This is a genomic window from Bordetella sp. 2513F2 (genome assembly GCF_054642735.1).
The window spans coordinates 1,311,011-1,336,941 of sequence record NZ_CM137755.1; the positions used below are offsets into that span (position 1 = coordinate 1,311,011).

23 protein-coding genes are annotated in these 25,931 nt (G+C 67.2%); 9 read left to right on the forward strand and 14 right to left on the reverse strand.

All coding sequences use genetic code 11. From position 1 onward, the window contains the following. Window positions 1-23: 23 nt before the first annotated feature. The 11 genes from ACYBYQ_RS06200 to ACYBYQ_RS06250 form a co-directional block, all read right to left on the reverse strand. Window positions 24-545 (reverse strand): gamma carbonic anhydrase family protein, encoded by a 522-nt coding sequence (locus tag ACYBYQ_RS06200; protein WP_459617831.1) that lies wholly within the window; start codon window positions 543-545, stop codon window positions 24-26. A gap of 31 nt (window positions 546-576) precedes the next feature. Further along, the gene (locus ACYBYQ_RS06205) at window positions 577-2,259 is read right to left on the reverse strand and encodes an acetate--CoA ligase (protein WP_459617833.1); all 1,683 of its coding nucleotides are present in this window, start codon (window positions 2,257-2,259) and stop codon (window positions 577-579) included. 132 nt (window positions 2,260-2,391) lie between these two features. After that, window positions 2,392-3,255, reverse strand: coding sequence for a UDP-2,3-diacylglucosamine diphosphatase (locus tag ACYBYQ_RS06210; protein WP_459617835.1), 864 nt, complete (start codon window positions 3,253-3,255; stop codon window positions 2,392-2,394). Between the two features lie 96 nt (window positions 3,256-3,351). Then, window positions 3,352-3,864, reverse strand: coding sequence for an RDD family protein (locus ACYBYQ_RS06215; protein ID WP_459617837.1), 513 nt, complete (start codon window positions 3,862-3,864; stop codon window positions 3,352-3,354). Between the two features lie 104 nt (window positions 3,865-3,968). Continuing rightward, a complete protein-coding gene (locus tag ACYBYQ_RS06220) occupies window positions 3,969-4,154 on the reverse strand; it encodes a hypothetical protein (protein WP_459617839.1) in 186 nt (61 codons plus the stop codon). A 237-nt stretch (window positions 4,155-4,391) separates the two neighbouring features. After that, a complete protein-coding gene (locus ACYBYQ_RS06225) occupies window positions 4,392-5,765 on the reverse strand; it encodes a THUMP domain-containing class I SAM-dependent RNA methyltransferase (RefSeq protein ID WP_459617841.1) in 1,374 nt (457 codons plus the stop codon). 24 nt (window positions 5,766-5,789) lie between these two features. Further along, entirely contained in the window at window positions 5,790-6,212 is a 423-nt protein-coding gene (locus ACYBYQ_RS06230) for a CopD family protein (RefSeq protein ID WP_459617843.1), read from the reverse strand. 74 nt (window positions 6,213-6,286) lie between these two features. Continuing rightward, window positions 6,287-7,738 carry a bifunctional 2-methylcitrate dehydratase/aconitate hydratase gene (locus tag ACYBYQ_RS06235; protein ID WP_459617845.1) on the reverse strand — a complete coding sequence of 484 codons (1,452 nt, stop codon included), beginning with the start codon at window positions 7,736-7,738 and terminating at the stop codon, window positions 6,287-6,289. A gap of 16 nt (window positions 7,739-7,754) precedes the next feature. Further along, on the reverse strand, window positions 7,755-8,954 hold the full coding sequence (gene prpC / locus ACYBYQ_RS06240; RefSeq protein ID WP_459617847.1) for a bifunctional 2-methylcitrate synthase/citrate synthase: 1,200 nt from the start codon (window positions 8,952-8,954) through the stop codon (window positions 7,755-7,757). 49 nt (window positions 8,955-9,003) lie between these two features. After that, window positions 9,004-9,897, reverse strand: a complete 894-nt coding sequence (gene prpB, locus ACYBYQ_RS06245) for a methylisocitrate lyase (RefSeq protein ID WP_459617849.1) — start codon at window positions 9,895-9,897, stop codon at window positions 9,004-9,006. A gap of 231 nt (window positions 9,898-10,128) precedes the next feature. Then, entirely contained in the window at window positions 10,129-11,118 is a 990-nt protein-coding gene (locus tag ACYBYQ_RS06250; RefSeq protein WP_459617851.1) for a malate dehydrogenase, read from the reverse strand. A 279-nt stretch (window positions 11,119-11,397) separates the two neighbouring features. On the opposite strand from ACYBYQ_RS06250, the gene ACYBYQ_RS06255 reads away from it, so the two are divergent. The 7 genes from ACYBYQ_RS06255 (at window position 11,398) to ACYBYQ_RS06285 (ending at window position 17,213) form a co-directional block, all read left to right on the forward strand. Further along, on the forward strand, window positions 11,398-12,171 hold the full coding sequence (locus ACYBYQ_RS06255) for a GntR family transcriptional regulator (RefSeq protein ID WP_459617853.1): 774 nt from the start codon (window positions 11,398-11,400) through the stop codon (window positions 12,169-12,171). A gap of 121 nt (window positions 12,172-12,292) precedes the next feature. Continuing rightward, on the forward strand, window positions 12,293-12,706 hold the full coding sequence (gene sdhC, locus ACYBYQ_RS06260; RefSeq protein ID WP_459617855.1) for a succinate dehydrogenase, cytochrome b556 subunit: 414 nt from the start codon (window positions 12,293-12,295) through the stop codon (window positions 12,704-12,706). After that, entirely contained in the window at window positions 12,707-13,090 is a 384-nt protein-coding gene (gene sdhD, locus ACYBYQ_RS06265; protein ID WP_459617857.1) for a succinate dehydrogenase, hydrophobic membrane anchor protein, read from the forward strand. A gap of 3 nt (window positions 13,091-13,093) precedes the next feature. Continuing rightward, window positions 13,094-14,872 (forward strand): succinate dehydrogenase flavoprotein subunit, encoded by a 1,779-nt coding sequence (gene sdhA, locus ACYBYQ_RS06270; protein ID WP_459617859.1) that lies wholly within the window; start codon window positions 13,094-13,096, stop codon window positions 14,870-14,872. Between the two features lie 13 nt (window positions 14,873-14,885). Further along, on the forward strand, window positions 14,886-15,602 hold the full coding sequence (locus ACYBYQ_RS06275; RefSeq protein ID WP_459617861.1) for a succinate dehydrogenase iron-sulfur subunit: 717 nt from the start codon (window positions 14,886-14,888) through the stop codon (window positions 15,600-15,602). A gap of 26 nt (window positions 15,603-15,628) precedes the next feature. Beyond that, entirely contained in the window at window positions 15,629-15,889 is a 261-nt protein-coding gene (locus ACYBYQ_RS06280) for a succinate dehydrogenase assembly factor 2 (RefSeq protein WP_459617863.1), read from the forward strand. A gap of 19 nt (window positions 15,890-15,908) precedes the next feature. After that, entirely contained in the window at window positions 15,909-17,213 is a 1,305-nt protein-coding gene (locus tag ACYBYQ_RS06285; protein WP_459617865.1) for a citrate synthase, read from the forward strand. 74 nt (window positions 17,214-17,287) lie between these two features. Here ACYBYQ_RS06285 and ACYBYQ_RS06290 read toward each other — a convergent pair whose 3' ends face one another. From ACYBYQ_RS06290 to mdeB, 3 genes are all read right to left on the reverse strand, one after another. After that, window positions 17,288-17,740, reverse strand: a complete 453-nt coding sequence (locus tag ACYBYQ_RS06290) for a DUF2214 family protein (protein ID WP_459618714.1) — start codon at window positions 17,738-17,740, stop codon at window positions 17,288-17,290. Between the two features lie 192 nt (window positions 17,741-17,932). Continuing rightward, window positions 17,933-20,221 (reverse strand): NADP-dependent malic enzyme, encoded by a 2,289-nt coding sequence (locus ACYBYQ_RS06295; RefSeq protein WP_459617867.1) that lies wholly within the window; start codon window positions 20,219-20,221, stop codon window positions 17,933-17,935. Between the two features lie 224 nt (window positions 20,222-20,445). Next, window positions 20,446-23,130: an alpha-ketoglutarate dehydrogenase gene (gene mdeB, locus ACYBYQ_RS06300; RefSeq protein ID WP_459617869.1), complete on the reverse strand. Its 2,685-nt coding sequence runs from the start codon at window positions 23,128-23,130 to the stop codon at window positions 20,446-20,448. Window positions 23,131-23,256: 126 nt separating this feature from the next. Here mdeB and ACYBYQ_RS06305 point away from each other — a divergent pair, with 126 nt between their 5' ends. Beyond that, window positions 23,257-23,730, forward strand: coding sequence for an Lrp/AsnC family transcriptional regulator (locus tag ACYBYQ_RS06305; RefSeq protein WP_459617871.1), 474 nt, complete (start codon window positions 23,257-23,259; stop codon window positions 23,728-23,730). Window positions 23,731-23,784: 54 nt separating this feature from the next. After that, window positions 23,785-25,803 (forward strand): OPT family oligopeptide transporter, encoded by a 2,019-nt coding sequence (locus ACYBYQ_RS06310; RefSeq protein WP_459617873.1) that lies wholly within the window; start codon window positions 23,785-23,787, stop codon window positions 25,801-25,803. Window positions 25,804-25,931 lie beyond the last annotated feature (128 nt).

Sequence of the window (25,931 nt, forward strand, 5' to 3'; positions counted from 1 at the left end):
CGCGGCCGCCGCGGCTGTGCGGCTCAGGCCAGGCGCTTGAGCACCCTGCGGTAGTGCGCGCCGCGGGATACGTAATTCCGGGTATTGGCATGCATGCCGGCGATCTCTTCGTCGCTGAGGGTGCGGACCACCTTGCCGATGCCGATGATCAGCGAGTTGTCGGGGATGATGCGGCCCTCGGGGATGATGGCGCCCGCGCCCACCAGGCAGTTGCGTCCCACCACCGCGTTGTTGAGCACGATGGCCTGCATGCCGACGAGGGCGCCCGCGCGCACGGTACAGCCATGCAGCATGGCCTGGTGGCCGATGGTGACGTCGGCTTCCACGGTGAGCGGACAGCCTTCGTCGACGTGCAGCACGCTGGATTCCTGGATGTTGCTGCCGCGTTGCACCAGGATGCGGGCGTTGTCGCCGCGTATGGCCACGTGCGACCAGATGCTGACGCCGGCTTCCAGGACCACGTTGCCGATGATGTCGGCGCTTTCGGCCACATAGGCGGTCGGGTCGATCTGCGGCGCCAGGTCGTCGAGCTGGTAGATGGGCATGCGGGTCTCCTTCTTGTGCCGGCGCAGGCCCCTAGGCGCCTTGCGGGGCGGCCGGATCCTGGCCGGCGGCGCGTTCCTGCTCCTGCCGGCGCAGCACCGATCGCTGCACCTTGCCCGTGGTGGTCATCGGCAGTTCATCGACGTACTCGATTTCCTTGGGATACTCGTAGGGGGCGAGGCGGTCGCGCACGTGCTCCTGCAGCGACTGGGTGATTTCTTCCTGCGGCCGCGCGGCGTATTCGGGCGTGAGCACCACATAGGCCTTCACCAATGCGCCGCGTTCCGGGTCGGGCTTGGGCACCACGGCCGCATTCATCACGGCAGGGTGGCCCACCAGGCAGTTCTCGATTTCGCCCGGGCCGATGCGATAACCGGCCGACTTGAACACGTCGTCGGCACGACCGGCATACCAGAGGTAGCCGTCTTCGTCGGCCCGCGCCAGGTCGCCGGTCCGGCACCAGTCGCCGGTGAACTTGGCCTGCGTGGCAGCCTCGTTGCGCCAGTAGCCCAGGAACATCACGGGATCGGGATGCCCGGCGATGTCGTAGCGGTGCACCGCTACCTCGCCCACCTCGCCGGGGGGCATTTCCTGGCCGGCCTCGTCGATGACGGCAACCCGGTGGCCGGGGTAGGGCCGGCCCATGCTGCCGGCGCGGGCAGGCCAGCGCTTGCTGCTGTTGCCCACCACATAATTCATCTCGGTCTGGCCGAACATCTCGTTGGGCGTGATGCCCAGCGCCGATTCGCACCACGCGAACACCGTCTCGCCCACGCTTTCGCCGGCGCTCATCATGGCGCGCAGCGCCAGGCGGTAGCGCTCGCGTGGTTGCGGCACGGCCTTCATCATCATCTTGAGCGCGGTAGGGAACAGAAAGGTGTTGGTGACCTGGTAGCGCTCCATCAGCTCGAAGGCGCGTTCCGGCGAGAAGCGCCCGCGCGTGCCGACGATGGGATGGCCGAAGTACAGGGTGGGCAGCAGCGCGTCCATCATGCCGCCGGTCCAGGCCCAGTCGGCCGGAGACCAGAACACGTCGCCGGGCCGGGGGAACCAGTCCTGGGAGGCCACGAAGCCGGGAAGATTGCCGATCAGCGCGCTGTGCGGCAGCAGCGCGCCCTTCGGGGCGCCGGTGGTGCCCGAGGTATAGAGCAGGATGGCGGGATCGGAGGCCCGCGTGGGCACGGGCTTGAACTCGGAAGGCTGGCGCGCCAGCAGGCTGCGCCAGGGCAGCACGCGTTCGTCGGCGAAGCCTATGCCGATGATCTGGTTCAGGTTGGGGCAGTTGTCGCTGATGGCCAGGAGGTTGGCGCTGGAGGCGTAGTCGACGATGGCCACGCGCGCGTCGGCGTCGCGCAGGCGCGTCTCGAGCGCCTCGGGTCCGAACAATGGGGACAGCGGCAGCACCACCGCTCCCACGCTGTAGATCGCCATCTGGGCGACCACGGTTTCGGGGCGTTGTCCCAGTACCACACCTACCCGGTCGCCCGGCTCGACGCCCATCTTGATCAGGCCGTTGGCGAGCTGGTTGGCCCCTTCGGCCAGCCGCGCGTAGGTCCAGACTTCCCGATTGCCCGCCTCGTCTTCGTAGTAGATGGCGATGCGCCGCGCATCCGGCGTGCTGGAAGCCCATCGGTGGCAGCAGGCTTCCGCGATATTGAACTGGTTGGGTACCAGCCAGCGGAAAGTTTGGTAGAGCGCCTGGTATTGGTCGTTCATGGCCCTATATCGTGAGCGCGTTGCAACGAGGGCATGCAGACGGCTGTCGCCCGGCGCCCCAGGCGCAAGCATGACCTAGAGGGCCGTGAACTGCAACATTCCCGTGTTGCTAACGGGGACGTATAAGGGTTATCACGGATGCTGCTTGCCCGAGCGCCGCAGCGCCGAAGGCAGCGCCGGCAGCGCGATGGCGCGGCGCGGACGGGCCGGCTTTTCGCGCACCTCGCGGTGCGCCAGCATGCCGGCCCAGTCCAGCAGCTGCAACTGGCCGTCCTGCGTTTCCGCCAGGGCCGACAGGCTTTCCACCCAGTCGCCGTCGTTGCAGTAGAGGATGCCCTCGATGTCGCGCAGCTCGGGCTTGTGGATGTGGCCGCAGACCACGCCGTCCAGTCCGCGGCGGCGCGCCTCGCCGGCCAGCGCATGCTCGAAGTCGGTGATGAAGGCCACCGCGTTCTTCACCTTGTGCTTGAGATACTGCGACAGGGACCAGTAGTGCAGCCCCATGCGATGGCGCAGCCGGTTGAAATGATGATTGGTCCAGAGCGCCAGCTGGTAGAGCGAGTCGCCCAGGTGCGCCAGCCACTTGCTGTGCTGGATCACGCCGTCGAACTGGTCGCCGTGCACCACCAGCAGCTTCAGGCCCTTGGCGGTGGTGTGCACGTCCTCGTCGAGGATCTCGATGTCGCCGAAGGCATGCCCGGCGAACTCGCGCGCGAATTCGTCGTGGTTGCCCGGGATGAACACCACCCGCGTGCCATTGCGCGCCTTGCGCAGGATGCGCTGGATCACGTCGTTGTGGGCGCGCGGCCAGTGCCAGTGCTTGCGCAGCTGCCAGCCGTCGACGATGTCGCCGACCAGATACAGCGTGTCGGCGTCGTTGCGGTCGAGGAAATCCAGCAGGAATTCCGCCTTGCACCCGGCTGTTCCGAGATGGATGTCGGACAGCCACAAGGTGCGCCAGCGTACGGGCTGAGTGTTGTTCACGAAGGCTCCCATTGCCGGATCGTCTCGAGTAGCAATGAGACCAGCCCGCGATGACGTCGGTATGACGTTGCGGTGACGGTGTTGTGACGCCGTGTCCTGTGGCGGCGCTCAGGCAGGCCGGCGGGGCGGTGCGGTGCGCAGCCGCGTGCCGAGCAGGCGGTCGTGCAGGAACTGGCCTTCGCGGTCGACCCAGGTCCAGAGGAAGGCGGCGAACGGGGCTGCGACGATGAACATGTCCACGGAACGCCATCCGGTGAGGCTGGAGGCCAGCCAGACCAGCGCCGCCGCGGCCAGCACGAGGGGCCAGGTCAGCAGGTAGCGCAGGATGCGGCGTGCCAGCCGGGGCGGCCTGCCGTCGCGGTCGACCAGCTGGATGTTCCAGGTCTTCATGGGCAGCGTCTGGCCGCGCGGCCCCCAGCACAGCACGAAGTACGCGCCGATGGCCAGGAACAGCCATGCCTGGCGGGCGTGGCGCAGCGTGAGCGCGTGGCGGCTCTGGGTAAGCGTGTCGAACAGGTAGCCGGCCAGGAACACCACGCCGAAGAGCAGCACGCCCTCGTACATCATGCAGGCGAACCGGCGCAGCCGGCTTGGGGTGGGAGTGGGGTCCGGAAGGTTCATGGGCGCGTATTATCCCGCATCCCCGGACTGGCCATGGGCAAAAAAAACCCGCCGGTTAGGGCGGGTCTTAAAAGGGGCTGTGCAGCCCCCAAGGGGAAAATCGTTCAGGCGGCGTGGGCGGTCTTGTTGCCCGTCTTGCCTGCCAGGTTCTTCACGGACTGGGCCAGCTTGCGCAGTAGGCCTGCCAGGGCGCGGATCGGATGCGGGCGGAACTGTTCTTCCATGGCCTGCAGCATCAGTTGGCGCTCGAGTTCGTCGGTGAGACGGATAGGATTGTTCTTGGGGATCATGACAGCCTCCGCGGCTTGCACGTCAATTCGTTCAGGGTTAACCCGAATTATAGGGTTAACCCTCAATCTGTGCAAGCGCTTGGTGCGAGGCGCGCGATCCTGGTGCTGATGATGCCCCAAATCAGCGCTCTTGTGGCGGAAGAATGCGCTGCGGTGGGGAATTTCTGCGGCGCATTTACAACGTGGCAGCCGTACGCCTCCCGGGGCGGCGTGGTAATGCGGCGCGGGGCGTGCAGGTCAGTCGCGGTAGCTGCTGGCAACCAGCTCGAAGCCGAACAGCCGGCAGTCGAGCGCACCGTTGTGCACCGGGATGCGCCGCATGGGCTTGAGGCGCATGCGCTGGGGCAGGGTGAGGTCGCTGGAAATGACATGGACCTGCCAGCCCGCGAAGCGGCGCTTCAGGCAGGCGGACCAGTCGCGCCAGAGCGTATCGTCGGTATCTTCCAGCCGTTCGCCGTAGGGCGGATTGGTGACGATCCAGCCATGGTCGGCCGGGGCCTCGACGTCGCGGGCGTCGCCCACCTCGAAGCGGATGGTGTCGGCCGTGAGCCAGGCCCGCTCCGCATTGGCGCGCGCATGCTCGATGGCGCGAGGATCGAGGTCATAGCCCACCAGCGGCGTCTCCAGCTGGGGCAGGATGCGGGCGCGCGCCTCGTCCTTGATGGCGCGCCAGAGATGGGCGTCGTGGTCGCGCAGCCGTTCGAAGCCGAAGGGCCGGGCGATGCCGGCCGGCACGCCCAGGGCGATCCAGGCGGCTTCGATCAGGATGGTGCCGCTGCCGCAGAACGGATCGAGCAGCGCGGCGGCAGGGTCCCAGCCCGCCAGGGCCAGCAGCCCGGAGGCGAGGTTCTCCCGCAACGGCGCCTCTCCCTTGTCCAGGCGCCATCCGCGCTTGAACAGCGACTCGCCGGAGGTATCGAGGTATAGCGTCGCGGTCATGCCCGACAGGAACAGGTGCACCCGCGCATCGGGCCGCACGGTATCGATGTCGGGCCTGGCCCCCTCGCGGTCGCGCAGGCGGTCGCAGATGCCGTCCTTGACCCGCAGGTTGCAGTACTGAAGGCTCTTCACCGGGCTCTTGATGGCCGAGGTGTCGACGCGCAGCGTGCGCTCGGGCCCGAACCAGCGCTCCCAGGGGGTGGCATAGGCCAGTTCCAGGAGTTGGTCTTCGTGCGTGAGCTCGGCCTGGGCCACCTGCACCAGGATGCGGGTGGCCAGCCGGGAGTACAGGTTGGCGCGCAGCACGCCCTGCCAGTCTGCCGAGAAGCTGCATCCGGCGCGCCCCGGGCGGGCATCGTCGAAACCCAGGGCCTGGAATTCGGCGGCCAGGGCTTCCTCGAGGCCCGGCGGGCAGGGGGCGAACACCGCGTTGCGCTCGTTGCGCGCAGGCTGGTGGCGCGGCGCAACGGCGGCCGGCTCGGGATGGGGCTCTGGGGCCGGGGCAGGCGGCTGCTGGAGCCGCTGGGCCTTTTCGCGCACGCGTTCCTGCTGTGCCACCAGGCGTGCGCGGGCGCCGCTGCGCTTGCGGCGGGACTGCGCGTCGGGGTCGGGTTCGGCGCGGCGCGCGATTGTCAGGGTCTTGCGCGGACGGCCGGTATCATCGGTGGACATGCGGGGCGAGCCTAGAAAAACGGATCAGAACGGTTTGACGACGACCAAGACCACCACGACCGCCAGGAGCAGCACGGAGATTTCGTTGAACCAGCGGTAGAACGTGTGCGGGCGCGTGTTGCGGCCTTGTTCGAACTTGCGCAGCATCACGCCGCAGGCGTGATGGTAGCCCACGGCAAGCACCACGAAGAGCAGCTTGGCATGCATCCAGCCGTTGCCCGGCCCCACGCCGATGCCGTAGCCCGCATACAGCCATACGCCCAGCAGGATGGCGGGGGCGGCGAGCAGCGTGGTGAAGCGATACAGGCGCCGCGCCATGCCCAGCAGACAGGCTTGCACGTTGGCATCGGCCTGCTGGGCCAGGTTCACATAGATGCGCGGCAGGTAGAAGAGCCCCGCGAACCAGGCAGCGATGAATACGATATGGAAAGCCTTGACCCAAAGCATGGCGCACCGTGTCGGAATGAAAAACGCCCCCATTGTACGGGGGCGTCCGGCGGGCTGCGGCCCGGGCCAAAGCATCAGATCACGTAGAGGTCCACGTACTCGTGCACCGGCATGGCTTCCAGGCGCTGCTGGTCGAGCGATACGTCGAGGATGCGGTTCTGCTGCCGCACGGGGAACATGCGCGCCAAGTTGGTGCGGAACTTGGCCTCGAGCAGCGGAATCCCGTCGGCGCGGCGGCGCTTGTGGCCGATCGGGTATTCGCACACGATCTCGTCGAGCTGCGTGCCGTCGTTGAATTCCACGGTGAGGGCGTTGGCGATCGAGCGCTTGTCGGGATCATGGTAGTCGCGCGTGAAGGCGGGATCCTCGACGCAGACGATCTTGTCGCGCAATGCGTCGATGCGCGGGTCTGCCGCCACGGCGTCCTCGTAGTCGGCCGCCGTCAGCCGGCCGAAGAGCACGGGCACCGCCACCATGTACTGGATGCAGTGGTCGCGGTCGGCCGGGTTGTTGAGCGGGCCCTTCTTGTCGATGATGCGGATGCAGGCCTCGTGCGTGCGGATGGTGATCTTCCTGATGTCTTCGGGGCTCTTGCCGCGCGCGGCGAGCTGCTCGTGGATCTGCATGGCGCATTCCACCGCGGTCTGCGAATGGAATTCCGCCGGGAACGAGATCTTGAACAGCACGTTCTCCATCACGTAGCTGCCGTAGGGGCGCTGGAACTTGAAGGGCTGGCCCTTGAAGAGCACGTCGTAGAAGCCCCAGGTCTTGGCGCTGAGCACCGAGGGATAGCCCATCTCGCCCGTGCGGGCAATGAGCGCCAGCCGCACCGCGCGGCTCGTGGCGTCGCCGGCGGCCCAGCTCTTGCGGCTGCCGGTGTTGGGCGCGTGGCGATAGGTGCGCAGGCTCTGGCCGTCGACCCACGCCAGCGAAACGGCGTTGATGACTTCCTCGCGCGACAGGCCCAGCATCTGCGCGACCACGGCCGTGGAGGCCACCTTGACCAGCACCACGTGGTCCAGGCCGACCTTGTTGAACGAGTTCTCCAGCGCGATGCAGCCCTGGATCTCGTGGGCCTTGATCATGCCGGTGAGCACGTCGCGCATGGTGAGCGGCGGCTTGCCGGCCGCGACCGCGTTGCGCGACAGCCAGTCGGCGGTGGCCAGGATGCCGCCGAGGTTGTCGGAGGGATGGCCCCACTCGGCCGCCAGCCAGGTGTCGTTGAAGTCCAGCCAGCGGATCATGGTCCCGATGTTGAAGGCGGCCTGCACGGGATCCAGCTGGAACTGCGTGCCGGGCACCTTGGCGCCGTGAGGCACGATGGTGCCGGGCACGATGGGCCCGAGCAGCTTGCGGCATGCCGGATACTCGAGCGCCTCCAGGCCGCAGCCCAGGGTGTCGATCAGGCAGTTGCGCGCCGTTTCGTAGGCCAGCGGGCTCTTGACCTCGTAGTCGAGCACATAGTTGGCGATGTCGACCAGCACCTGGTCGGGGTCCGGGCGGACATTGGAGATAGGGGCGGACATGTTTCGCGTTCCTGGATTATTTGCGCTTGTCGATGGGCACGAACTTCTGGTCTTCCGGACCGACGTAGTTGGCGGTGGGCCGGATGATCTTGTTGTCGACGCGCTGTTCGATGATGTGGGCCGACCAGCCCGCGGTGCGGGCGATCACGAACAGGGGCGTGAACATGGCGGTGGGCACGCCCATCATGTGATAGCTCACGGCCGAGAACCAGTCGAGGTTGGGGAACATCTTCTTGATGTCCCACATGACGGTTTCCAGCCGCTCGGCGATGTCGTACATCTTGGTGCTGCCGGCCTGCTTCGAGAGCTTGCGCGCCACGTCCTTGATGACCTTGTTGCGCGGGTCGGAGATGGTGTAGACGGGATGCCCGAAGCCGATGATGACTTCCTTGTTCTCGACGCGGCGGCGGATGTCGGCTTCGGCCTCGTCGGGCGAGTCGTAGCGCTTCTGCACCTCGAAGGCCACCTCGTTGGCGCCGCCGTGCTTGGGGCCGCGCAGCGCGCCGATGGCGCCGGCGATGGCCGAGTACATGTCCGATCCGGTGCCCGCGATGACGCGGCCGGTGAAGGTGGACGCGTTGAACTCGTGCTCGGCATACAGGATCAGCGAGGTGTGCATGGCGCGCACCCAGTCGTCGGAGGGTCTGCGGCCGTGCAGCAGGTGCAGGAAGTGCCCGCCGATGCTTTCGTCGTCGGTCTGCACGTCGATGACGCGGCCGTTGTGGCTGTAGTGGTACCAGTAGAGCAGGGCGGAGCCGAGGCTGGCCATCAGGCGGTCGGCGATGTCGCGCGCGCCCGGGATGTTGTGGTCGTCCTTCTCGGGCAGCAGGCAGCCGAGCACGGACACGGCGGTGCGCATGACGTCCATGGGGTGGCTGCCGGGGGGCAGGCACTCGAGGGCGTTCTGCAGTTCAGCGGGCAGGCCGCGCAGGGCGCGCAGCTTTTCCTTGTAGGCCTTGAGCTCGGCCTTGGTGGGCAGCTTGCCGTGCACCAGCAGGTGGGCGATTTCCTCGAACTCGGCCGTGCCGGCGAAGTCCAGGATGTCATAGCCGCGGTAGTGCAGGTCGTTGCCGGTGCGGCCGACCGTGCACAGCGCGGTGTTGCCGGCGACCACGCCGGACAGGGCCACGGATTTCTTGGGCTTGAAGCCGGTCTGCTCCGCGGCTTGCGCTGGGGCGGGGGCCGGGGCGGCGGTTTTTTTGCGGGCCGTAGTCATGTCTCTGCTCTCCTTGGGTGATTCTCGTGTCAACAGGCCATGGGAACTGCTATTTGCTCTTGCCCTGCTGGAACAGGGAATCGAGCTGCGCTTCGAATGCGTGATAGCCGATGCGGTCGTAGAGCTCGTCGCGCGTCTGCATCATGTCGAGCACGTTCTTCTGGTGGCCGTCGCGGCGGATGGCGGCGTAGACGGCCTCGGCAGCCTTGTTCATGGCGCGGAATGCCGACAGCGGATACAGCACCATGCCGACGCCGGCGCCGCGCAGCTCGTCGACCGTGAACAGCGGCGTCTTGCCGAATTCGGTGATGTTGGCCAGCACCGGCACGTTCACGGCCCGGGTGAAGCGTTCGTAGGTGGGCAGGTCGTAGGCGGCTTCGGCGAAGATGGCATCGGCGCCGGCCTCGACGCAGGCCAGCGCACGCTCGATGGCCGCGTCCACGCCATGCGAGGCGATGGCGTCGGTGCGGGCGATGAGGTAGAAGTCGGAGTCGGTGCGCGCATCGGCCGCCGCCTTGACGCGGTCGGCCATTTCCCCGGTGGAGACCACTTCCTTGCCCGGGCGATGGCCGCAGCGCTTGGCCCCGACCTGATCCTCGATGTGGCAGGCCGCTGCGCCGAACTTGATCAGGCTCTTGACGGTGCGGGCGATGTTGAAGGCCGAAGGGCCGAAGCCGGTATCGATGTCGACCAGCAGGGGCAGGTCGCAGACGTCGGTGATGCGGCGCACGTCGACGAGCACGTCGTCGAGCGTGTTGATGCCCAGGTCGGGCAGGCCCAGCGAGCCGGCAGCCACCCCGCCGCCGGACAGATAGATGGCGCGATAGCCGGCGCGCCGGGCAAGCAGCGCATGGTTGGCGTTGATGGCGCCGATGATCTGCAGCGGCGATTCTTCAGCCAGCGCACGGCGAAAGAGGGCGCCGGGAGATTCGGGTCTGGACATGGGGCGGTCTCCGTGTTCCTGGCGGCACCTGGGCGCCGCCACATGGTGTGTTCTGGTGGCGCAGGGTCTGGCGCCAGGTTCGCAGGCCATACCCTAGGCCGGTCCGGGATATAAATCTGTCCCCTTCGCGACAATCGGGGAAAGAGACAGACCAATGCCCCGGGGCGGGCGGCGTGTTGCCGCGCCGTTGCAAATCGGGCCCGCATCCGCGGGCCCGATCCGGTTGCCGAATTACTTCAGCAGGTCCTTCACGCCGTCGCGCTCTTCGAGCAGTTCCTTCAGCGTGAGGTCCATGCGCTCGCGCGAGAAGGTGTCGATTTCCAGGTCCTTGACGAGGGTGTATTCGCCGTTGGCGGTGGTGACCGGGAAGCCGTAGACGATGCCCTCGGGGATGCCGTAGGAGCCATCCGAGGGGATCCCCATGGTGACCCACTTGCCGTTGCTGCCGAGCACCCAGTCGCGCACGTGGTCGATGGCGGCATTGGCCGCGGAGGCGGCCGAGGACAGGCCCCGGGCCTCGATGATGGCGGCGCCGCGCTTGCCCACGGTGGGGATGAAGACGTCGCGGTTCCAGGCCTGGTCGTTGATGATCTCGTCGATCTTCTGGCCCTGGACCGTGGTGAAGCGGGTATCGGGATACATCGTGGGCGAGTGGTTGCCCCAGACGATCAGGTTCTCGATGTCGGCCACGGCCTTGCCCGACTTGGCGGCAAGCTGCGACAGGGCGCGGTTGTGGTCGAGGCGCAGCATGGCAGTGAAGTTCTTGGCGGGCAGGTCCGGCGCCGACTTCATGGCGATGTAGGCGTTGGTGTTGGCGGGGTTGCCCACGACCAGCACCTTGACGTTGCGGCTGGCCACTTCGTTCAGGGCCTTGCCCTGCGCCGTGAAGATCTGCGCATTGGCGCTGAGCAGGTCCTTGCGCTCCATGCCGGGGCCGCGCGGACGGGCGCCCACCAGCAGCGCCACGTCGACGTCCTTGAACGCGGTGCGGGGATCGCTGTGGGCGGTCATGCCGGCCAGCAGCGGGAAGGCGCAGTCTTCCAGCTCCATCATCACGCCCTTCAGGGCCTTCTGCGCTTTTTCGTCGGGGATCTCAAGCAGTTGCAGGATGACCGGCTGGTCCTTGCCGAGCATTTCGCCGGAAGCGATGCGGAACAGCAGGGCGTAACCAATCTGGCCGGCGGCGCCGGTGACGGCGACTCGCATGGCGGGCTTAGACATGAACGTTCTCCGTGATAGAGGTGGACGAGAGAAAAATCGCGTCCAACAGTGTAATCGCTGGACCCGCGCAGCGCGGTGCGCGCCGCCGGTTCCGACAGCCCCGCATGCTAGAGGGAATCCCGATGAGCGTCAACGCATCTTATATCTTATATAAGACATAAGACGTTGGACAGCCCGCGCGGGCTTGTGCGACAATGTTCCGCTTGTCCGCGCATGCCGAGCCCGCGCCGCTTACGGCGCCGCGCGGCATGCCAGCCAACCCGAATTGCATACCGATCCATGGCAGATTCCCGGCCCGACAGTCCTGCGCGTCCCGCCCGAACGGCGGGCGAGGGGGCTGCTTTCAGTCCGCTGTATCGCCAGATCAAGGCGTTGCTGGTGCAGAGCCTGGACCGCGGCGAATGGAAGCCCGGCGAACTGATCCCCAGCGAGATCGATCTGGCCGCCCGCTTCCAGGTCAGCCAGGGCACGGTGCGCAAGGCGGTCGACGAACTGGCCGCCGAACACATGCTCATCCGGCGCCAGGGCAAGGGCACCTTCGTTGCCACGCACCACGAGGCGCGCGTGCGCTATCGCTTCCTGCGGCTGGCGCCCGACGAGGAGGGCGAGGGCGGCCGCGCCGCCAGCCGCATCCTCGAATGCCGCCGCCAGCGCGCCTCCGCCGAGATCGCCCGCCTGCTGGAGTTGCGCACCGGCGAGGCGGTGGTCTCCATCCGCCGCCTGCTGTCCATGAACAACGTGCCCACGGTGGTCGACGACATCTGGCTGCCCGGCAATGTATTCCGGGGCCTCACGTTCGAGCTGCTCTCCGCCAACAAGGCGCCGCTCTACGGGCTGTTCGAGTCCGAATTCGGCGTCAGCATGGTGCGCGCCGATGAAAAGCTGCGTGCCGTGGCTGCCAGCGCCGAGATCGCCGGCCTGCTCGACGTGGCCGCCGGCACGCCGCTGCTGCAGGTCGACCGGATCTCCTATACCTACGGCGATCGGCCCATGGAGGTGCGGCGTGGCCTGTACCTTACCGATCGATACCACTACCGCAATAGTTTGAATTGAAGGGCTTTTTTCCTACGATTTGATACCAAGCCGATCTCTGGGCGAAAATAGCGCGTTTGCCTGCAAGGGCAACGGCGCCTTTGCCATAACGATTCCCTAGTTCCGAAACACCGAGGCCGTCATGTCCGACTCAGCTGCTAAGCCGCGTCCGCAGTTTCGCAATATCAGCGTTGCGCAAATCCTCAGCTATCGCCTGCCGCTGGCGGGCAAGCTGTCCATCCTGCATCGCGTCAGCGGTGCGCTGCTGTTCCTCTGTCTCCCGCTGGTCATCCTGCCGCTCTTCGCGGCCAGCGTGACCTCGCCCGAGAGCTATGCGCAGGTGGCCCAGTATGCGGCCAATCCGCTGGTCAAGCTGGTGCTGCTGGCCCTGATCTGGGGCTACCTGCATCACTTCTGTGCCGGTATCCGCTACCTCCTGCTGGACCTGCACATCGGCGTGGACAAGGTGTCCGCCCAGAAGAGCGCAGGCGTGGTCTTCGGCGTCAGCCTGGCCCTGACGCTGGTGTTCGCACTCAAACTGTTCGGAGTTCTGTAAATGGCCGCGAGCAACAACATCGGACCCAAGCGCCTCGTCGTGGGCGCGCACTACGGCGTCGTGGACTTCATCGCTCAGCGCATCACTGCCATCATCCTGGCGGTCTATACGCTGGTCCTCATCGTCGGCGTGTTCCTCATGCCGGCCTTCACCTACGAAAACTGGAAGGCGCTGTTCACGTTCCACGTGCTGGCGCTGCCGCTCGGCCAGGTCCTGGCCACCCTTGCCTTCTTTGCGCTGGCCTGGCATGCCTGGATCGGCGTGCGCGACATCTGGATGGACTACGTCAAGCCGGTGGGCGTGCGCCTGCTCCTGCAGGTCCTGACCATCCTGTGGCTGGTCGGTTCGGTCGTCTACTTCGCGCAAATCCTCTGGAGAATCTAAGCCGTGGTCGCTGTCATGAATTCCTTGCCGCGCCGCCAGTTTGATGTGGTGGTCGTGGGCGCCGGCGGAGCCGGCATGCGTTGCTCGCTGCAGCTGGCCCAGGCGGGCCTGTCCGTCGCGGTCCTGTCCAAAGTGTTCCCCACCCGCTCGCACACCGTGGCCGCCCAGGGCGGCGTGAGCGCGTCGCTGGGCAACATGAGCGAAGACAACTGGTACTGGCACATGTACGACACCGTCAAGGGATCGGACTGGCTGGGCGACCAGGATGCCATCGAGTTCATGTGCCGCGAGGCCCCGAGCGCCGTGTACGAGATGGAGCATTTCGGCATGCCGTTCGACCGCAATCCCGACGGCACCATCTACCAGCGTCCGTTCGGCGGACACACCGCGAATTTCGGCGAGAAGCCGGTGCAGCGCGCCTGTGCCGCCGCCGACCGCACCGGCCACGCGCTGCTGCACACGCTCTACCAGCGCAACGTCGCGTCGCGCACCCAGTTCTTCGTCGAGTGGATGGCGCTGGATCTCCTGCGCAACGACGCCGGCGACGTGGTGGGCGTCACCGCCCTGGAAATGGAAACGGGCGAAATCTACATCCTCGAAGCCAAGACCACCGTGCTGGCCACGGGCGGCGCCGGCCGCATCTGGGCCGCGTCCACCAACGCCTTCATCAATACCGGCGACGGCCTGGGCATGGCGGCGCGCGCCGGCATTCCCCTGCAGGACATGGAATTCTGGCAGTTCCACCCCACCGGCGTGGCCGGTGCGGGCGTGCTGATCACCGAAGGCGTGCGCGGCGAGGGCGGCATCCTGCTCAACAAGGATGGCGAACGCTTCATGGAGCGCTACGCGCCCACCCTGAAAGACCTGGCCCCGCGCGACTTCGTGTCGCGCTCCATGGACCAGGAGATCAAGGAAGGCCGCGGCTGCGGTCCCGACGGCAGCTACGTGGTGCTCAAGCTCGACCACCTGGGCGCCGACGTGATCAACAAGCGCCTGCCCTCGATCCGCGAAATCGCCATCAAGTTCGGCAACGTCGACCCGATCAAGGAACCGATCCCGGTGGTGCCCACCATCCACTACCAGATGGGCGGCATTCCCACCAACTACCACGGCCAGGTCATCTCCTACACCAACGGCGAGACCAAGATCGTCAACGGCCTGTATGCGGTGGGCGAATGCGCTGCCGTGTCGGTGCACGGCGCCAACCGCCTGGGCACGAACTCGCTGCTCGACCTGATCGTGTTCGGGCGCGCCACGGGCAACCACATCGTGGCTGCGCATCCCGAGCGCCAGCGGTCGCACCAGCCCGTGCCCAAGGAGTCGCTCGATTTCTCGCTCGGCCGCATCAACGACCTCGAGGCGCGCACGTCGGGCGAGAAGCCCCAGGACGTCGGCAACGGCATCCGCACGTCGATGCAGCGCCACTGCGGCGTGTTCCGCACGCTGCAGCTTCTCAACGAAGGGGTGGGGCAGATCGACGAGCTCGCCGAGCAGGCCAAGCACATCTACTTCAAGGACAAGTCCAAGGTGTTCAACACCGCGCGCGTCGAGGCGCTGGAGATCGCCAACATGGTCGAGGTGGCCCGCGCCACGATCAAGTCGGCGGCCAACCGCACCGAAAGCCGCGGCGCCCATGCCCTGGACGACCATCCGACCCGCGACGACGAGAACTGGCTCAAGCACACGCTGTGGTACTCCGAGGATGGACGCCTCGAATACCGCCCCGTGCAGATGAAGCCCCTGACCGTCGAGTCCTTCCCGCCCAAGGCGCGTACTTTCTAAGCAGGATCTCGGAATGAGCACCAAGCGTATCGTCAAGTTCGAAATCTACCGCTACGATCCTGACAAGGACGAGCGTCCGTACATGCAGAAGCTGGAAGTCGAACTCCAGCCCACCGACAAGATGCTGCTTGATGCGCTGGTGCGCATCAAGAACGATGTCGATGACAGCCTGGCCATCCGCCGCTCGTGCCGCGAAGGCGTGTGCGGTTCCGATGCCATGAACATCAACGGCAAGAACGGCCTGTCGTGCACCACCAACCTGCGCGACCTGAAAGAGCCCATCGTGCTGCGGCCGCTGCCTGGCCTGCCGGTGATCCGCGACCTGATCGTGGACATGACGCACTTCTTCAACCAGTATCACTCGATCCGGCCCTACCTGATCAACGATGCCCCGCCGCCCGAGCGCGAGCGTCTGCAGACGCCCGAGGCCCGCGAGGAGCTCGACGGCCTGTACGAGTGCATCCTTTGTGCGTGCTGCTCCACGTCCTGCCCGTCGTTCTGGTGGAATCCCGACAAGTTCGTGGGCCCGGCCGGGCTGCTGCAGGCCTACCGCTTCATCGCCGACAGCCGCGACGAAGCCACGGCCTCGCGCCTGGACAACCTCGAGGATCCCTACCGCCTGTTCCGCTGCCATACGATCATGAATTGCGTCGACGTCTGTCCCAAGGGGCTGAACCCGACCAAGGCGATCGGCAAGATCAAGGAACTGATGGTTCGCCGGACGGTCTAGTTGGATACAGCCAGCGAGGTGGTCTCATGAGCAGCCTGACTGAATTGCAGAGGGCGCGGTTGCGCTGGAGGGCGCGCCGCGGCCTGCTCGAGAACGACCTCATCATTACGCGGTACCTGGACGCTTACGAGCAACAGCTTACCGATGAAGACGTGGCCGCGCTGACGCAGCTTTTCGAGCTGGGAGACAACGATTTGCTCGATCTGCTGCTGGCGCGCAAGGAGCCCGAAGGCGAGCTGGACACGCCGAGGTTGCGCGCCATCATAGGCCGCATGCGAGAGATCTGATTATCTAGAGGAAACAGCGATGAACCTGTCTGACAAGAAAGTCACGCTATCCATTTCGGATGGCAGCGCCCCGATCGAACTGCCCGTCTACAAGGGTACGGTGGGTCCCGATGTGATCGACATCCGCAAGCTGTACGGCCAGACGGGGATGTTCACGTACGACCCCGGATTCCTGTCGACGGCAGCCACCGCGTCGGGCATCACGTACATCGACGGCGACCAGGGTCAACTGCTGTATCGCGGCTATCCCATCGAGCAGCTGGCCGTCAATTGCGACTTCCTCGACATCTGCTACCTGATCCTGAACGGCGAACTGCCCGACGGTGCGCAGAAGGCCGATTTCGATTCGCAGGTGACCCACCACACGATGGTGAACGAGCAGCTGCATTTCTTCCTGCGCGGCTTCCGCCGCGACGCGCACCCCATGGCCGTCCTCACCGGCCTGGTGGGCGCGCTGTCGGCGTTCTACCACGACTCCACCGACATCACCAACGCCCAGCATCGCCACATTTCGGCCATCCGCCTGATCGCCAAGATGCCGACGCTGGTGGCCATGGCGTACAAGTATTCGCAGGGCCAGCCCTTCATCTATCCGCAGAACGACCTGTCGTACACCGGCAACTTCCTGCGCATGATGTTCGCCACGCCGTGCGAAGAGTACAAGGTCAATGAAGTGGTGGAGCGTGCGCTGGACCGCATCTTCATCCTCCACGCCGATCACGAGCAGAACGCCTCCACCTCCACCGTGCGCCTGTGCGGTTCGTCCGGCACCAACCCGTTCGCCGCCATCGCGGCAGGCGTGGCGTGCCTGTGGGGCCCGGCCCACGGCGGCGCCAACGAGGCCTGCCTGCAGATGCTCGAAGACCTGCAGGCCAATGGCGGCGTGGCCAAAGTCGGCGAGTTCATGGAGAAGGTCAAGGACAAGAACTCGGGCGTGCGCCTGATGGGCTTCGGCCACCGCGTCTACAAGAACTACGACCCGCGCGCCAAGCTGATGCAGGAGACCTGCAAGGAAGTGCTGGGCGCCCTGGGCCTGGAGAACGATCCGCTCTTCAAGCTGGCCATGGAGCTCGAGCGCATCGCCCTGGAAGACGACTACTTCGTGCAGCGCAAGCTGTACCCGAACGTGGACTTCTACTCGGGCATCGTGCAGCGCGCCATCGGCATCCCGACCTCGCTGTTCACCGCCATCTTCGCGCTGGCCCGCACCGTGGGCTGGATCGCCCAGTGGAACGAAATGCTGTCCGACCCCGACTACAAGATCGGCCGTCCGCGCCAGCTGTACACCGGCTCGGTGGTCCGCGACGTGCCCACCCAGCGCTGAGCGCGCTCCCTGCTCGCCAGAGAAAACCGCCCTTCGGGGCGGTTTTGTTTTGCTTGTTCGTGCGGATCGGCGTCCTAACTGCCCATGCCCCGCGCCATCAGGGCGGCGAACAGCGGCAGCAGGATGAACAGGTGGGCCTCGATCATGACCCAGCGGCGCGCGCGGCGCACCTGGACATCGTCCGGCGCATAGGCGGGCTGGTTCACGGCGTGCCGTTGCCAGCGCAGGAACATCGTGGTGGGAACGATGGAGCAGAGGGCGATGACGACGAAGAGCCCGATCTTGGCGTGAAACCATGGATTGCCCATGTAGAAGGCTGCGCCCTTGGCGCCGAGCGTGAGGCGCAGCGCGCCGGTGGCCAGCACGCCGAGCGCGCTGAGCAGATAGAGGCGGTCATACACAGCCAGGCGCCGGATGGCCGCGCTTCCCAGGCCGGGCCGCAGCAGCACCGCCTCGGCGGTGAGCACCACGACGAGCACGAAGATGGCAAGGTAGTGGAACCAGGCGAGCAGGGCGTCCAGCAGCATGGGGTCTCCCAGGGGTGGCATGCGGAGGTGCTCCCGTTTTTACCACTACCAGGAAACGCGCGGTATGACGATTGACGCGATGGCACGCCATGGCGCGGGGTGCCGCAGGCCCGGCCGGCCCGGCCGGGTGGGCCAAAGGCAACGGGCGCCCCGTGGGGCGCCCGCTTCGATGCGGCAGGATGCCTCGGGCGCTCAGCCCTGCAGCGTTGCCGTTTCCTGCTGCGCATCCACGACCGCCAGCGCCGTCATGTTGACGATGCGGCGCACGGTGGCGCTGGTGGTGAGGATGTGCACCGGGCGCGCCGCGCCCAGCAGGATGGGACCCATGGCGATGCCGTTGCTGCCGGTCATCTTGAGCATGTTGTAGGTGATGTTGCCGGTATCCAGGTTGGGCATGACCAGCAGGTTGGCCGGACCCTTCAGCGTGCTGTCGGGATAGGCCAGCATGCGGATCTTCTCGGACAGCGCCGCATCCGCATGCATTTCGCCGTCGACTTCCAGCTGCGGCGCGCGGGCTTGCACCAGCTCGCGGGCCCGGGCCATCTTGCGCGACGACTCGGTGGGCCGGCTGCCGAAATTCGAATGCGACAGCAGGGCGATCTTGGGCACGACGCCGAAACGCAGCATCTCCTCGGCCGCCTGGATCGTGATGTTGGCGATCTCCTCGGCCGTGGGGTTTTCGTTGACGTGCGTGTCCGTCACGAACAGCGTCTGGTCGGGCAGCATCAGCACATTGAGCGCGGCGTAGGTCTGGCCTTCCTTGCGGCCGATGACTTCGTCCACGTACTTGAGCTGGTTGTCGTACTTGCTGGCCACGCCGCACAGCAGCGCGTCGGCGTCGCCGCGGCGCAGCAGCATCGCGCCAATCAGCGTGTTGTGCTTGCGGATCATCGCCTTGGCGATCGCCGGCGTCACGCCCTGGCGTCCCTGCAGCTGGTAGTAGCCGTTCCAGGTTTCGTTGAAGCGGCTGTCGTCCTCGGGGTCGACGATCTCGATGTTCTTGCCCGGCTGCAGGCGCAGGCCGAACTTCTGGATGCGCATCTCGATGACGGACGGGCGGCCGATGAGTATGGGATAGGCCAGCTTTTCGTCGACCACGGTCTGCACGGCGCGCAGCACGCGCTCGTCTTCGCCGTCGGCATACACCACGCGCTTCGGGGTCGCCTGCGCCTGCTGGAACAGCGGCCGCATCAGCTGGCCGGAGTGGTAGACGAAGCCCATGAGCTTCTGGCGATAGGCCTGGATATCCTCGATGGGACGCAGCGCCACGCCGGACTCGGCCGCCGCCTGGGCCACGGCCGGGGCGATCTGCACGATGAGGCGCGGGTCGAAGGGCTTGGGAATGATGTAGTCGGGCCCGAAGCTGAGCTCCTCGCCGGCATAGGCGCGGGCCACTTCGTCGTTCTGCTCGGCCTGTGCCAGTTCGGCGATGGCCTTCACGCAGGCCAGCTTCATCTCTTCGGTGATGCGCGTGGCGCCGGCATCCATGGCGCCGCGGAAGATGAACGGGAAGCACAGGACGTTGTTGACCTGGTTCGGGTAGTCGGACCGGCCGGTGGCGATGATGCAGTCGGGACGCGCGGCCTTGGCCACTTCGGGGCGGATCTCGGGCTCCGGATTGGCCAGGGCGAGGATCAGCGGCTTGTCGGCCATGGTCTTGACCATCTCGGCCGTGAGCACGCCGGCCGTGGAGCAGCCCAGGAACACGTCGGCACCGGCCACCACGTCGGCCAGCGTGCGGGCGTCGGTCTGCTGCGCGTAGCGCTTCTTGTTGGGCTCCATGTTCTCGTCGCGGCCCTCCCAGATCACGCCGCGCGAATCCACCACATAGATGTGCTCGCGCTTGATGCCCAGGTGCACCAGCAGGTCCAGGCAGGCGATGGCGGCGGCGCCGGCGCCAGAGCAGGCCAGCTTGACCTGGCCGATGTCCTTGCCGACCACCTTCAGGCCGTTGAGGATGGCTGCCGAGGAAATGATGGCGGTGCCGTGCTGGTCGTCGTGGAACACCGGGATCTTCATGCGCTCGCGCAGCTTCTTCTCGATGTAGAAGCACTCCGGCGCCTTGATGTCTTCGAGGTTCACGCCGCCCAGCGTGGGCTCCAGCGCGGCAATGATGTCGACCAGCTTGTCAGGGTCGGTTTCTGCCAGCTCGATGTCGAACACGTCGATGCCGGCGAACTTCTTGAACAGGCACCCCTTGCCTTCCATGACGGGCTTGGCGGCCAGCGGGCCGATATTGCCCAGGCCCAGCACCGCGGTGCCGTTGGTGATCACGCCGACGAGGTTGGCGCGCGAGGTGTAGCGCGATGCGGCGTCGGTTCCCTGCTCATGGATGGCCATGCAGGCGGCCGCCACGCCGGGCGAGTAGGCCAGCGAGAGGTCGTCCTGGTTGGCGAGCGTCTTGGTGGGGGTGACCGAGATCTTGCCGGGCGTGGGATAGGCGTGGTAGTCCAGCGCCAGTTTGGTGAGATTTTCGTCCATGATGCAGGGAGCTAACGGTAGGCCAGTAGGCGAGAGCGGGCGTGGATGCCGCCCGGGGGCCGCACGGGCCCCGCTTCGCGTTGAATGGGCCCCGACCGGGCCGCAGACCGGCCGTCAGGATCGGGGGAACCCCGTATTTCAACAGAAAGCCGCACGGTGTGCTTGTTGCGGTGCAGCGTAGACGCTTGTGGAAACGTGCCGCGATGGCGCGAGGGCCGCACGCGTCAGGCTTGCCACGGCGGCGTTTCGCGCGTGCCGCCGGGTGCCAGGCGTTCGCGCAGCGCATCGCGCGCCAGCCGCAGCGTGCCGTCCTGGCTGCAGAGCAGGTCCAGCGCGTGCAGCCTCATCCAGTCGGCGCCGACCTCGAAGAAGTCGCGCAGCCGCGCGCGCGTATCGCTGCGGCCGAAGCCGTTGGTTCCCAGGATGCGGCAGGGCCCGGGCATCCATGCGCGCACCTGCTCGGCGACGGCCCTGACGTAGTCGCTGGCGGCCACCACGGGCAGCGGCGGGCCGGACAGGCAGCGCTCGATCCAGGACGGCTCGCCGGCACCGGGCAGCTGCAGCACACGGGCGCGCTCGGCGTGGCGGGCATCGCGCGCAAGCTCGGAATAGCTGGTCACGCTCCAGACCTCGGCGGCCACGCCGTGCGCCTGCTGCAGGTCGCGGGCGGCCTGCAGCGCTTCGTGCAGCATCGGCCCGGAGGCCAGCAGCCGCACGCGGGCCGTATCGTGCGCGGCATGCACGCGATGCATGCCGCGCACGATGCCTTCACGAGCCGCTTCGTCGGGCAGGTCGGGTTGCGGCAGGTTCTCGTTGGTGACGGTCAGGTAATGGAACTCGTCATGCTGTTCGTGCAGCATGCGCTGCATGCCATGCTCGAGTAGCACGGCCACTTCGTAGGCGTACGCGGGGTCGTAGGCGCGGCAGTTCGGAACCGTGGCGGCCGCGAGATGGCTGGCGCCGTCCTGGTGCTGCAGGCCTTCGCCGCCCAGCGTGGTGCGGCCCGAGGTCGCGCCGATCAGGAAGCCGCGCGTGCGCTGGTCGGCGGCCGCCCAGATCAGGTCGCCCACGCGCTGGAAGCCGAACATGGAGTAATAGATGTAGAAGGGCAGCATGGGCAGGCCATGCGTGGAATAACTGGTGCCGGCCGCCGTCCAGGACGAGATGGCGCCGGCTTCGGTGATGCCCTCTTCGAGGATCTGGCCGTCGCGCGCCTCGCGGTAGTGCAGCACGGAGCCGATGTCTTCCGGCTCGTATTGCTGGCCCTGCGCGGAATAGATGCCGAACTGGCGGAACAGACCCGCCATGCCGAAGGTGCGCGCTTCGTCGGCCACGATGGGCACGATGCGCGGACCCAGCTCCGCCTGCTTCAGCAGGTTCCCGAGCATGCGCACCAGGGCCATGGTCGACGACATCTCCTTGCCGCCGGCCCGCAGCGCGAAATGCGCCCAGGCCTCGGCCGGCGGCGCGGACAGGCGGGGCGCCTGCGCCTGCCGGCGCGGGAGGAATCCGCCGAGCGCCTCGCGCCTCGCACGCAGGTGGCGGATCTCCGCACTGTCGGGAGCCGGCCGGTAGAATTTCAACGCTAGGCAATCGGCATCCGGGATCGGCAGCGCGAAACGGTCGCGGAAGGCCAGCAGGGCTGCGTCGTCGAGCTTCTTCTGCTGGTGCGTGGTCATCCTGCCCTGGCCCGCCGCGCCCATGCCGAAGCCTTTCTTGGTCTGGGCCAGGATGACGGTGGGCTGGCCGCGATGCCGCACGGCGCGGTGGTAGGCCGCGTGGATCTTGATCATGTCGTGGCCGCCGCGATGCAGCCGGTCTATGGCCTCGTCGGACCAGTCGGCCACCAGCGCGGCCAGCGCCGGGTCGCGTCCGAAGAAGTGCGCGCGGTTGTATGCGCCGTCGTTGGCGGCGTAGGTCTGGAACTGGCCGTCCACGGTCCGGGCGAAGGCGCGGGCCAGCGCGCCGGTGGCATCGCGGCGCAGCAGTGCGTCCCAGTCGCTGCCCCACACCACCTTGATGACGTGCCAGCCGGCGCCGGCGTAGAGCGTCTCGAGTTCGTCGATGATGCGCCCGTTGCCGCGCACGGGCCCGTCGAGGCGCTGCAGGTTGCAGTTCACTACGAAGATCAGGTTGTCGAGCTTGTCGCGGGCAGCGAGGGTGAGGGCGGCCACCGACTCGGGCTCGTCCATCTCGCCGTCGCCGAAGATGCCCCAGACCTTGCGGTCCGATGGCGGCAGCAGCGAGCGGTGCTCCAGGTAGCGCATGAAGCGGGCCTGGTAGATGGCGTTGATCGGGCCGATGCCCATGGAGCCCGTGGGGAACTGCCAGAAATCCGACATCAGCCAGGGATGCGGGTATGACGACAGGCCGCGGCGGCCGGCATCGCGGGCGGCGATCTCGCGGCGGAACAGCGCCAGGTCGGCATCCTCCAGGAACCCTTCCAGGTAGGCGCGCGCATAGACCCCCGGTGCGGAATGCGGCTGCAGGTAGACCAGGTCGCCGGGCCCGTCCGCGCATGAGGCCCGGAAGAAGTGGTTGAAGCCCACCTCGAACAGGTCGGCCGCCGACGCGTAGCTCGCTATATGGCCGCCCAGTTCGCCGTGGGCCTGGTTGGCGCGCACCACCATGGCCAGGGCGTTCCAGCGGTTGATCGAGGCGATGCGCTGCTCCAGCGCCAGGTTGCCGGGGAAGGGCGGTTCCTGGTCGGCCGGGATGGTGTTCAGGTAGGCCGTGCGCCCATGGCCGCCGCTGCGCACCCCCAGGGCGGTGGCCTGCGCCAGCACCGCATCCAGCACGTATGCCGCGCGGGCGGGGCCGCCCGCGGCGGCCAGCGCGGCCAGGGCCTCGCGCCATTCCGCGGTTTCGGCGGGGTCCTCGTCGGGTGGCGTCGGGATGGCATCGCGCATGGTGCGGTCTCCGTGTAGGGATTGCCCATGCTAGCGCGGGCTAAGGCGCATGGGATGTCGAACATGCGTTTGCCAGCGCCGATAAACAGCGCAAAATACCGAAAAATCCACAATCAGGAGGACGACATGCCGAAAACCAGCCTCGATGCCACCGATCGGCGCATTCTGGCCGAGCTCCAGACCGACGCCAGCCTCACCAACGTGGAGCTGGCGCGCCGCGTGCACCTGTCGCCCTCGCCCTGCCTGGCCCGCGTCAAGGCCCTGGAGTCGGCCGGCGTGATCCGCGGCTACGTGGCGCTGGCCGATCCGCTGCAGCTCGGGCTCAGCCTGAACGTGTTCATCCAGGTCAGCCTGGAGAAGCAGATCGAGTCGGAGCTCGAGCGCTTCCAGAGCGCCATGGCTTCCTGCGCGGAAGTGATGGAGTGCTACCTCATGACGGGCGACGCCGATTACCTGCTGCGTGTCGTGGTGCCCGACATGCAGGGCCTGGAGCACTTCATCGTCAGCCGCCTGTCGCGCATCCCGGGCGTGAAGAACATCCGTTCGGGATTCGCGCTGAAGCAGGTGAAGTACCAGACGGCATTGCCGCTGGACGCCTGAAGCCCGGAAGAGGGCGGCGTAGAATCGGTGTGTGCTTGCCCTCCCGGAGCCCAGATGTCCGAGCCGCGTATCCCCGACGAGCGTGTCCTGCCCGAGCTCACCGTGCGCGGCGTGGTGCTCGGCGCCCTGATCACGGTGGTGTTCACCGCGTCCAATGTCTTCCTGGGCCTCAAGGTGGGATTGACCTTCTCCTCGGCGATCCCCGCCGCGGTCATCTCGATGTCGGTGCTGCGGCTGTTCCAGGGCGCCAACATCCTCGAGAACAACATGGTGCAGACCCAGGCATCGGCCGCGGGCACCTTGTCGTCGGTGATATTCGTCCTTCCCGCGCTGGTGATGCTGGGTCATTGGCAGGGATTCCCGTTCTGGGAGACCCTGGCGGTCTGCGCCGCCGGCGGGATGCTGGGCGTGATGTTCACGATTCCCCTGCGCCAGGTGATGGTGGTGCAGAGCGACCTGCCCTATCCGGAGGGCGTGGCCGCGGCCGAGATCCTGCGGGTGGGCAGCGCCGGCGACGCCGGGGGCCAGCGCGCGGGCACCGGCATGGCCGACATCGTGGCGGGCGGGCTGGCCTCCGCCGCTGTCAGCTTCTCGGTCGGCGGACTGCGCGTGCTGGGCGACAGCATCAGCGCCTGGCCTACTCTGGGCGCTGCGGTGTTCCGGCTGCCCATGGGCTTTTCGCTGGCGCTGCTCGGCGCGGGCTACCTGATCGGCATCGTGGCCGGCGTGGCCATGTTCATCGGGCTGTTGCTGGCCTGGGGCGTGGCCGTGCCGGTGCTGACCACGCTGGATCCGGCGCCGGCAGGGCAGGCGGCGGCCGGGCACGCCACGGCGCTATGGGCGTCGCAGGTGCGCTTCATCGGCGCCGGCGTGATCGCCGTGGGCGCCATCTGGACGCTCGGCACGCTGTTCATGCCCATGGTGCGCGGACTGCGCAGTTCGTTCGCCGCCTTCCACCCCGGCGGCGGCGCGGTGGTGCCGCGTACCCAGCGCGACCTGCCCGGGGCCTGGATAGGCGTGGCGACGCTGCTGCTGGTGGCCGTGCTGGTCGTGGTGTTCCGCCGTTTCCTGGTCGATGCGCCGCTGGCGCCGGGGCAGGTGTGGGCGCTGGTGGCCTACGCCGTGCTGTTCGCATTCGTGTTCGGTTTCCTGGTGGCGGCGGCCTGCGGCTACATGGCGGGGCTGGTGGGTTCCTCGACCAGTCCCATCTCGGGCGTGGGCATCGTGGCCGTGGTGCTGGTGTCGCTGCTGATGCTGGCCATCACGCGCGGCGACGGCCTGCTCGGCTCGCCTGCCGGAACCCAGCTGGCCATTGCCCTGGTCATCTTCACCACTTCGGCCGTGGTTGCCGTGGCGTCGATCTCCAACGACAACCTGCAGGACCTCAAGACGGGCTGGCTGCTCGGTGCCACCCCGTGGCGCCAGCAGGTGGCGCTGCTGATCGGCTGCGTCGTGGGCGCAGCCGTGATCTCGCCGGTGCTGGACCTGCTCTACAACGCCTACGGATTTGCCGATGCCGTGCCGCGACCGGGCATGGATCCGGCGCAGGCGCTGTCGGCCCCGCAGGCCTCGCTGATGCTGGCCATCGCGCGCGGCATCTTCACGCACGAGCTCAACTGGACGATGATGCTCATCGGCGTGGCGCTCGGGCTGGCCCTGATTGCGATCGACACGGTGCTTGCGCGCTGCTGCCGGGTGGCGCGCGTGCCTGTGCTGGCCGTGGGCATCGGCATCTACCTGCCGCCCACGGTGGCGGCGCCCATCGTGGTGGGCGCCGTGCTGGCCTGGCTGCTGGAGCGGGCCCTGCGCCGGCGCGCCCGGGCGCGCGGCCTGGCCTACGAGCGCTACGCCGAAGGCCCCAACCGCCGCGGCGTGCTGATCGCCTCGGGGCTGATCGTGGGCGAAAGCCTGGTCGGCGTGCTGCTGGCCGCGGTGGTCGGGGCCACCGGCCGCGACGCGCCGCTGGCCATTGCGGGCGAGGGCCATGCGCCGTTCGCACCCTACCTCGGCCTGCTGGCTTTCGTCATCGTCGGACTGCTGTTCTGCCGCCGCGTCATGGCCCTGGCGCGCTGACGCGCGGCGCCGGATGCTGCGCGGGTGCAACACCGGCAAGCCGGACTGCCGCTGCCGGCGTGGCGCTTGCCTGCAGATGGCGCACCATACGCAGGCAGTTGCATGGCGTTGAGCCGAGATGGCGGCGC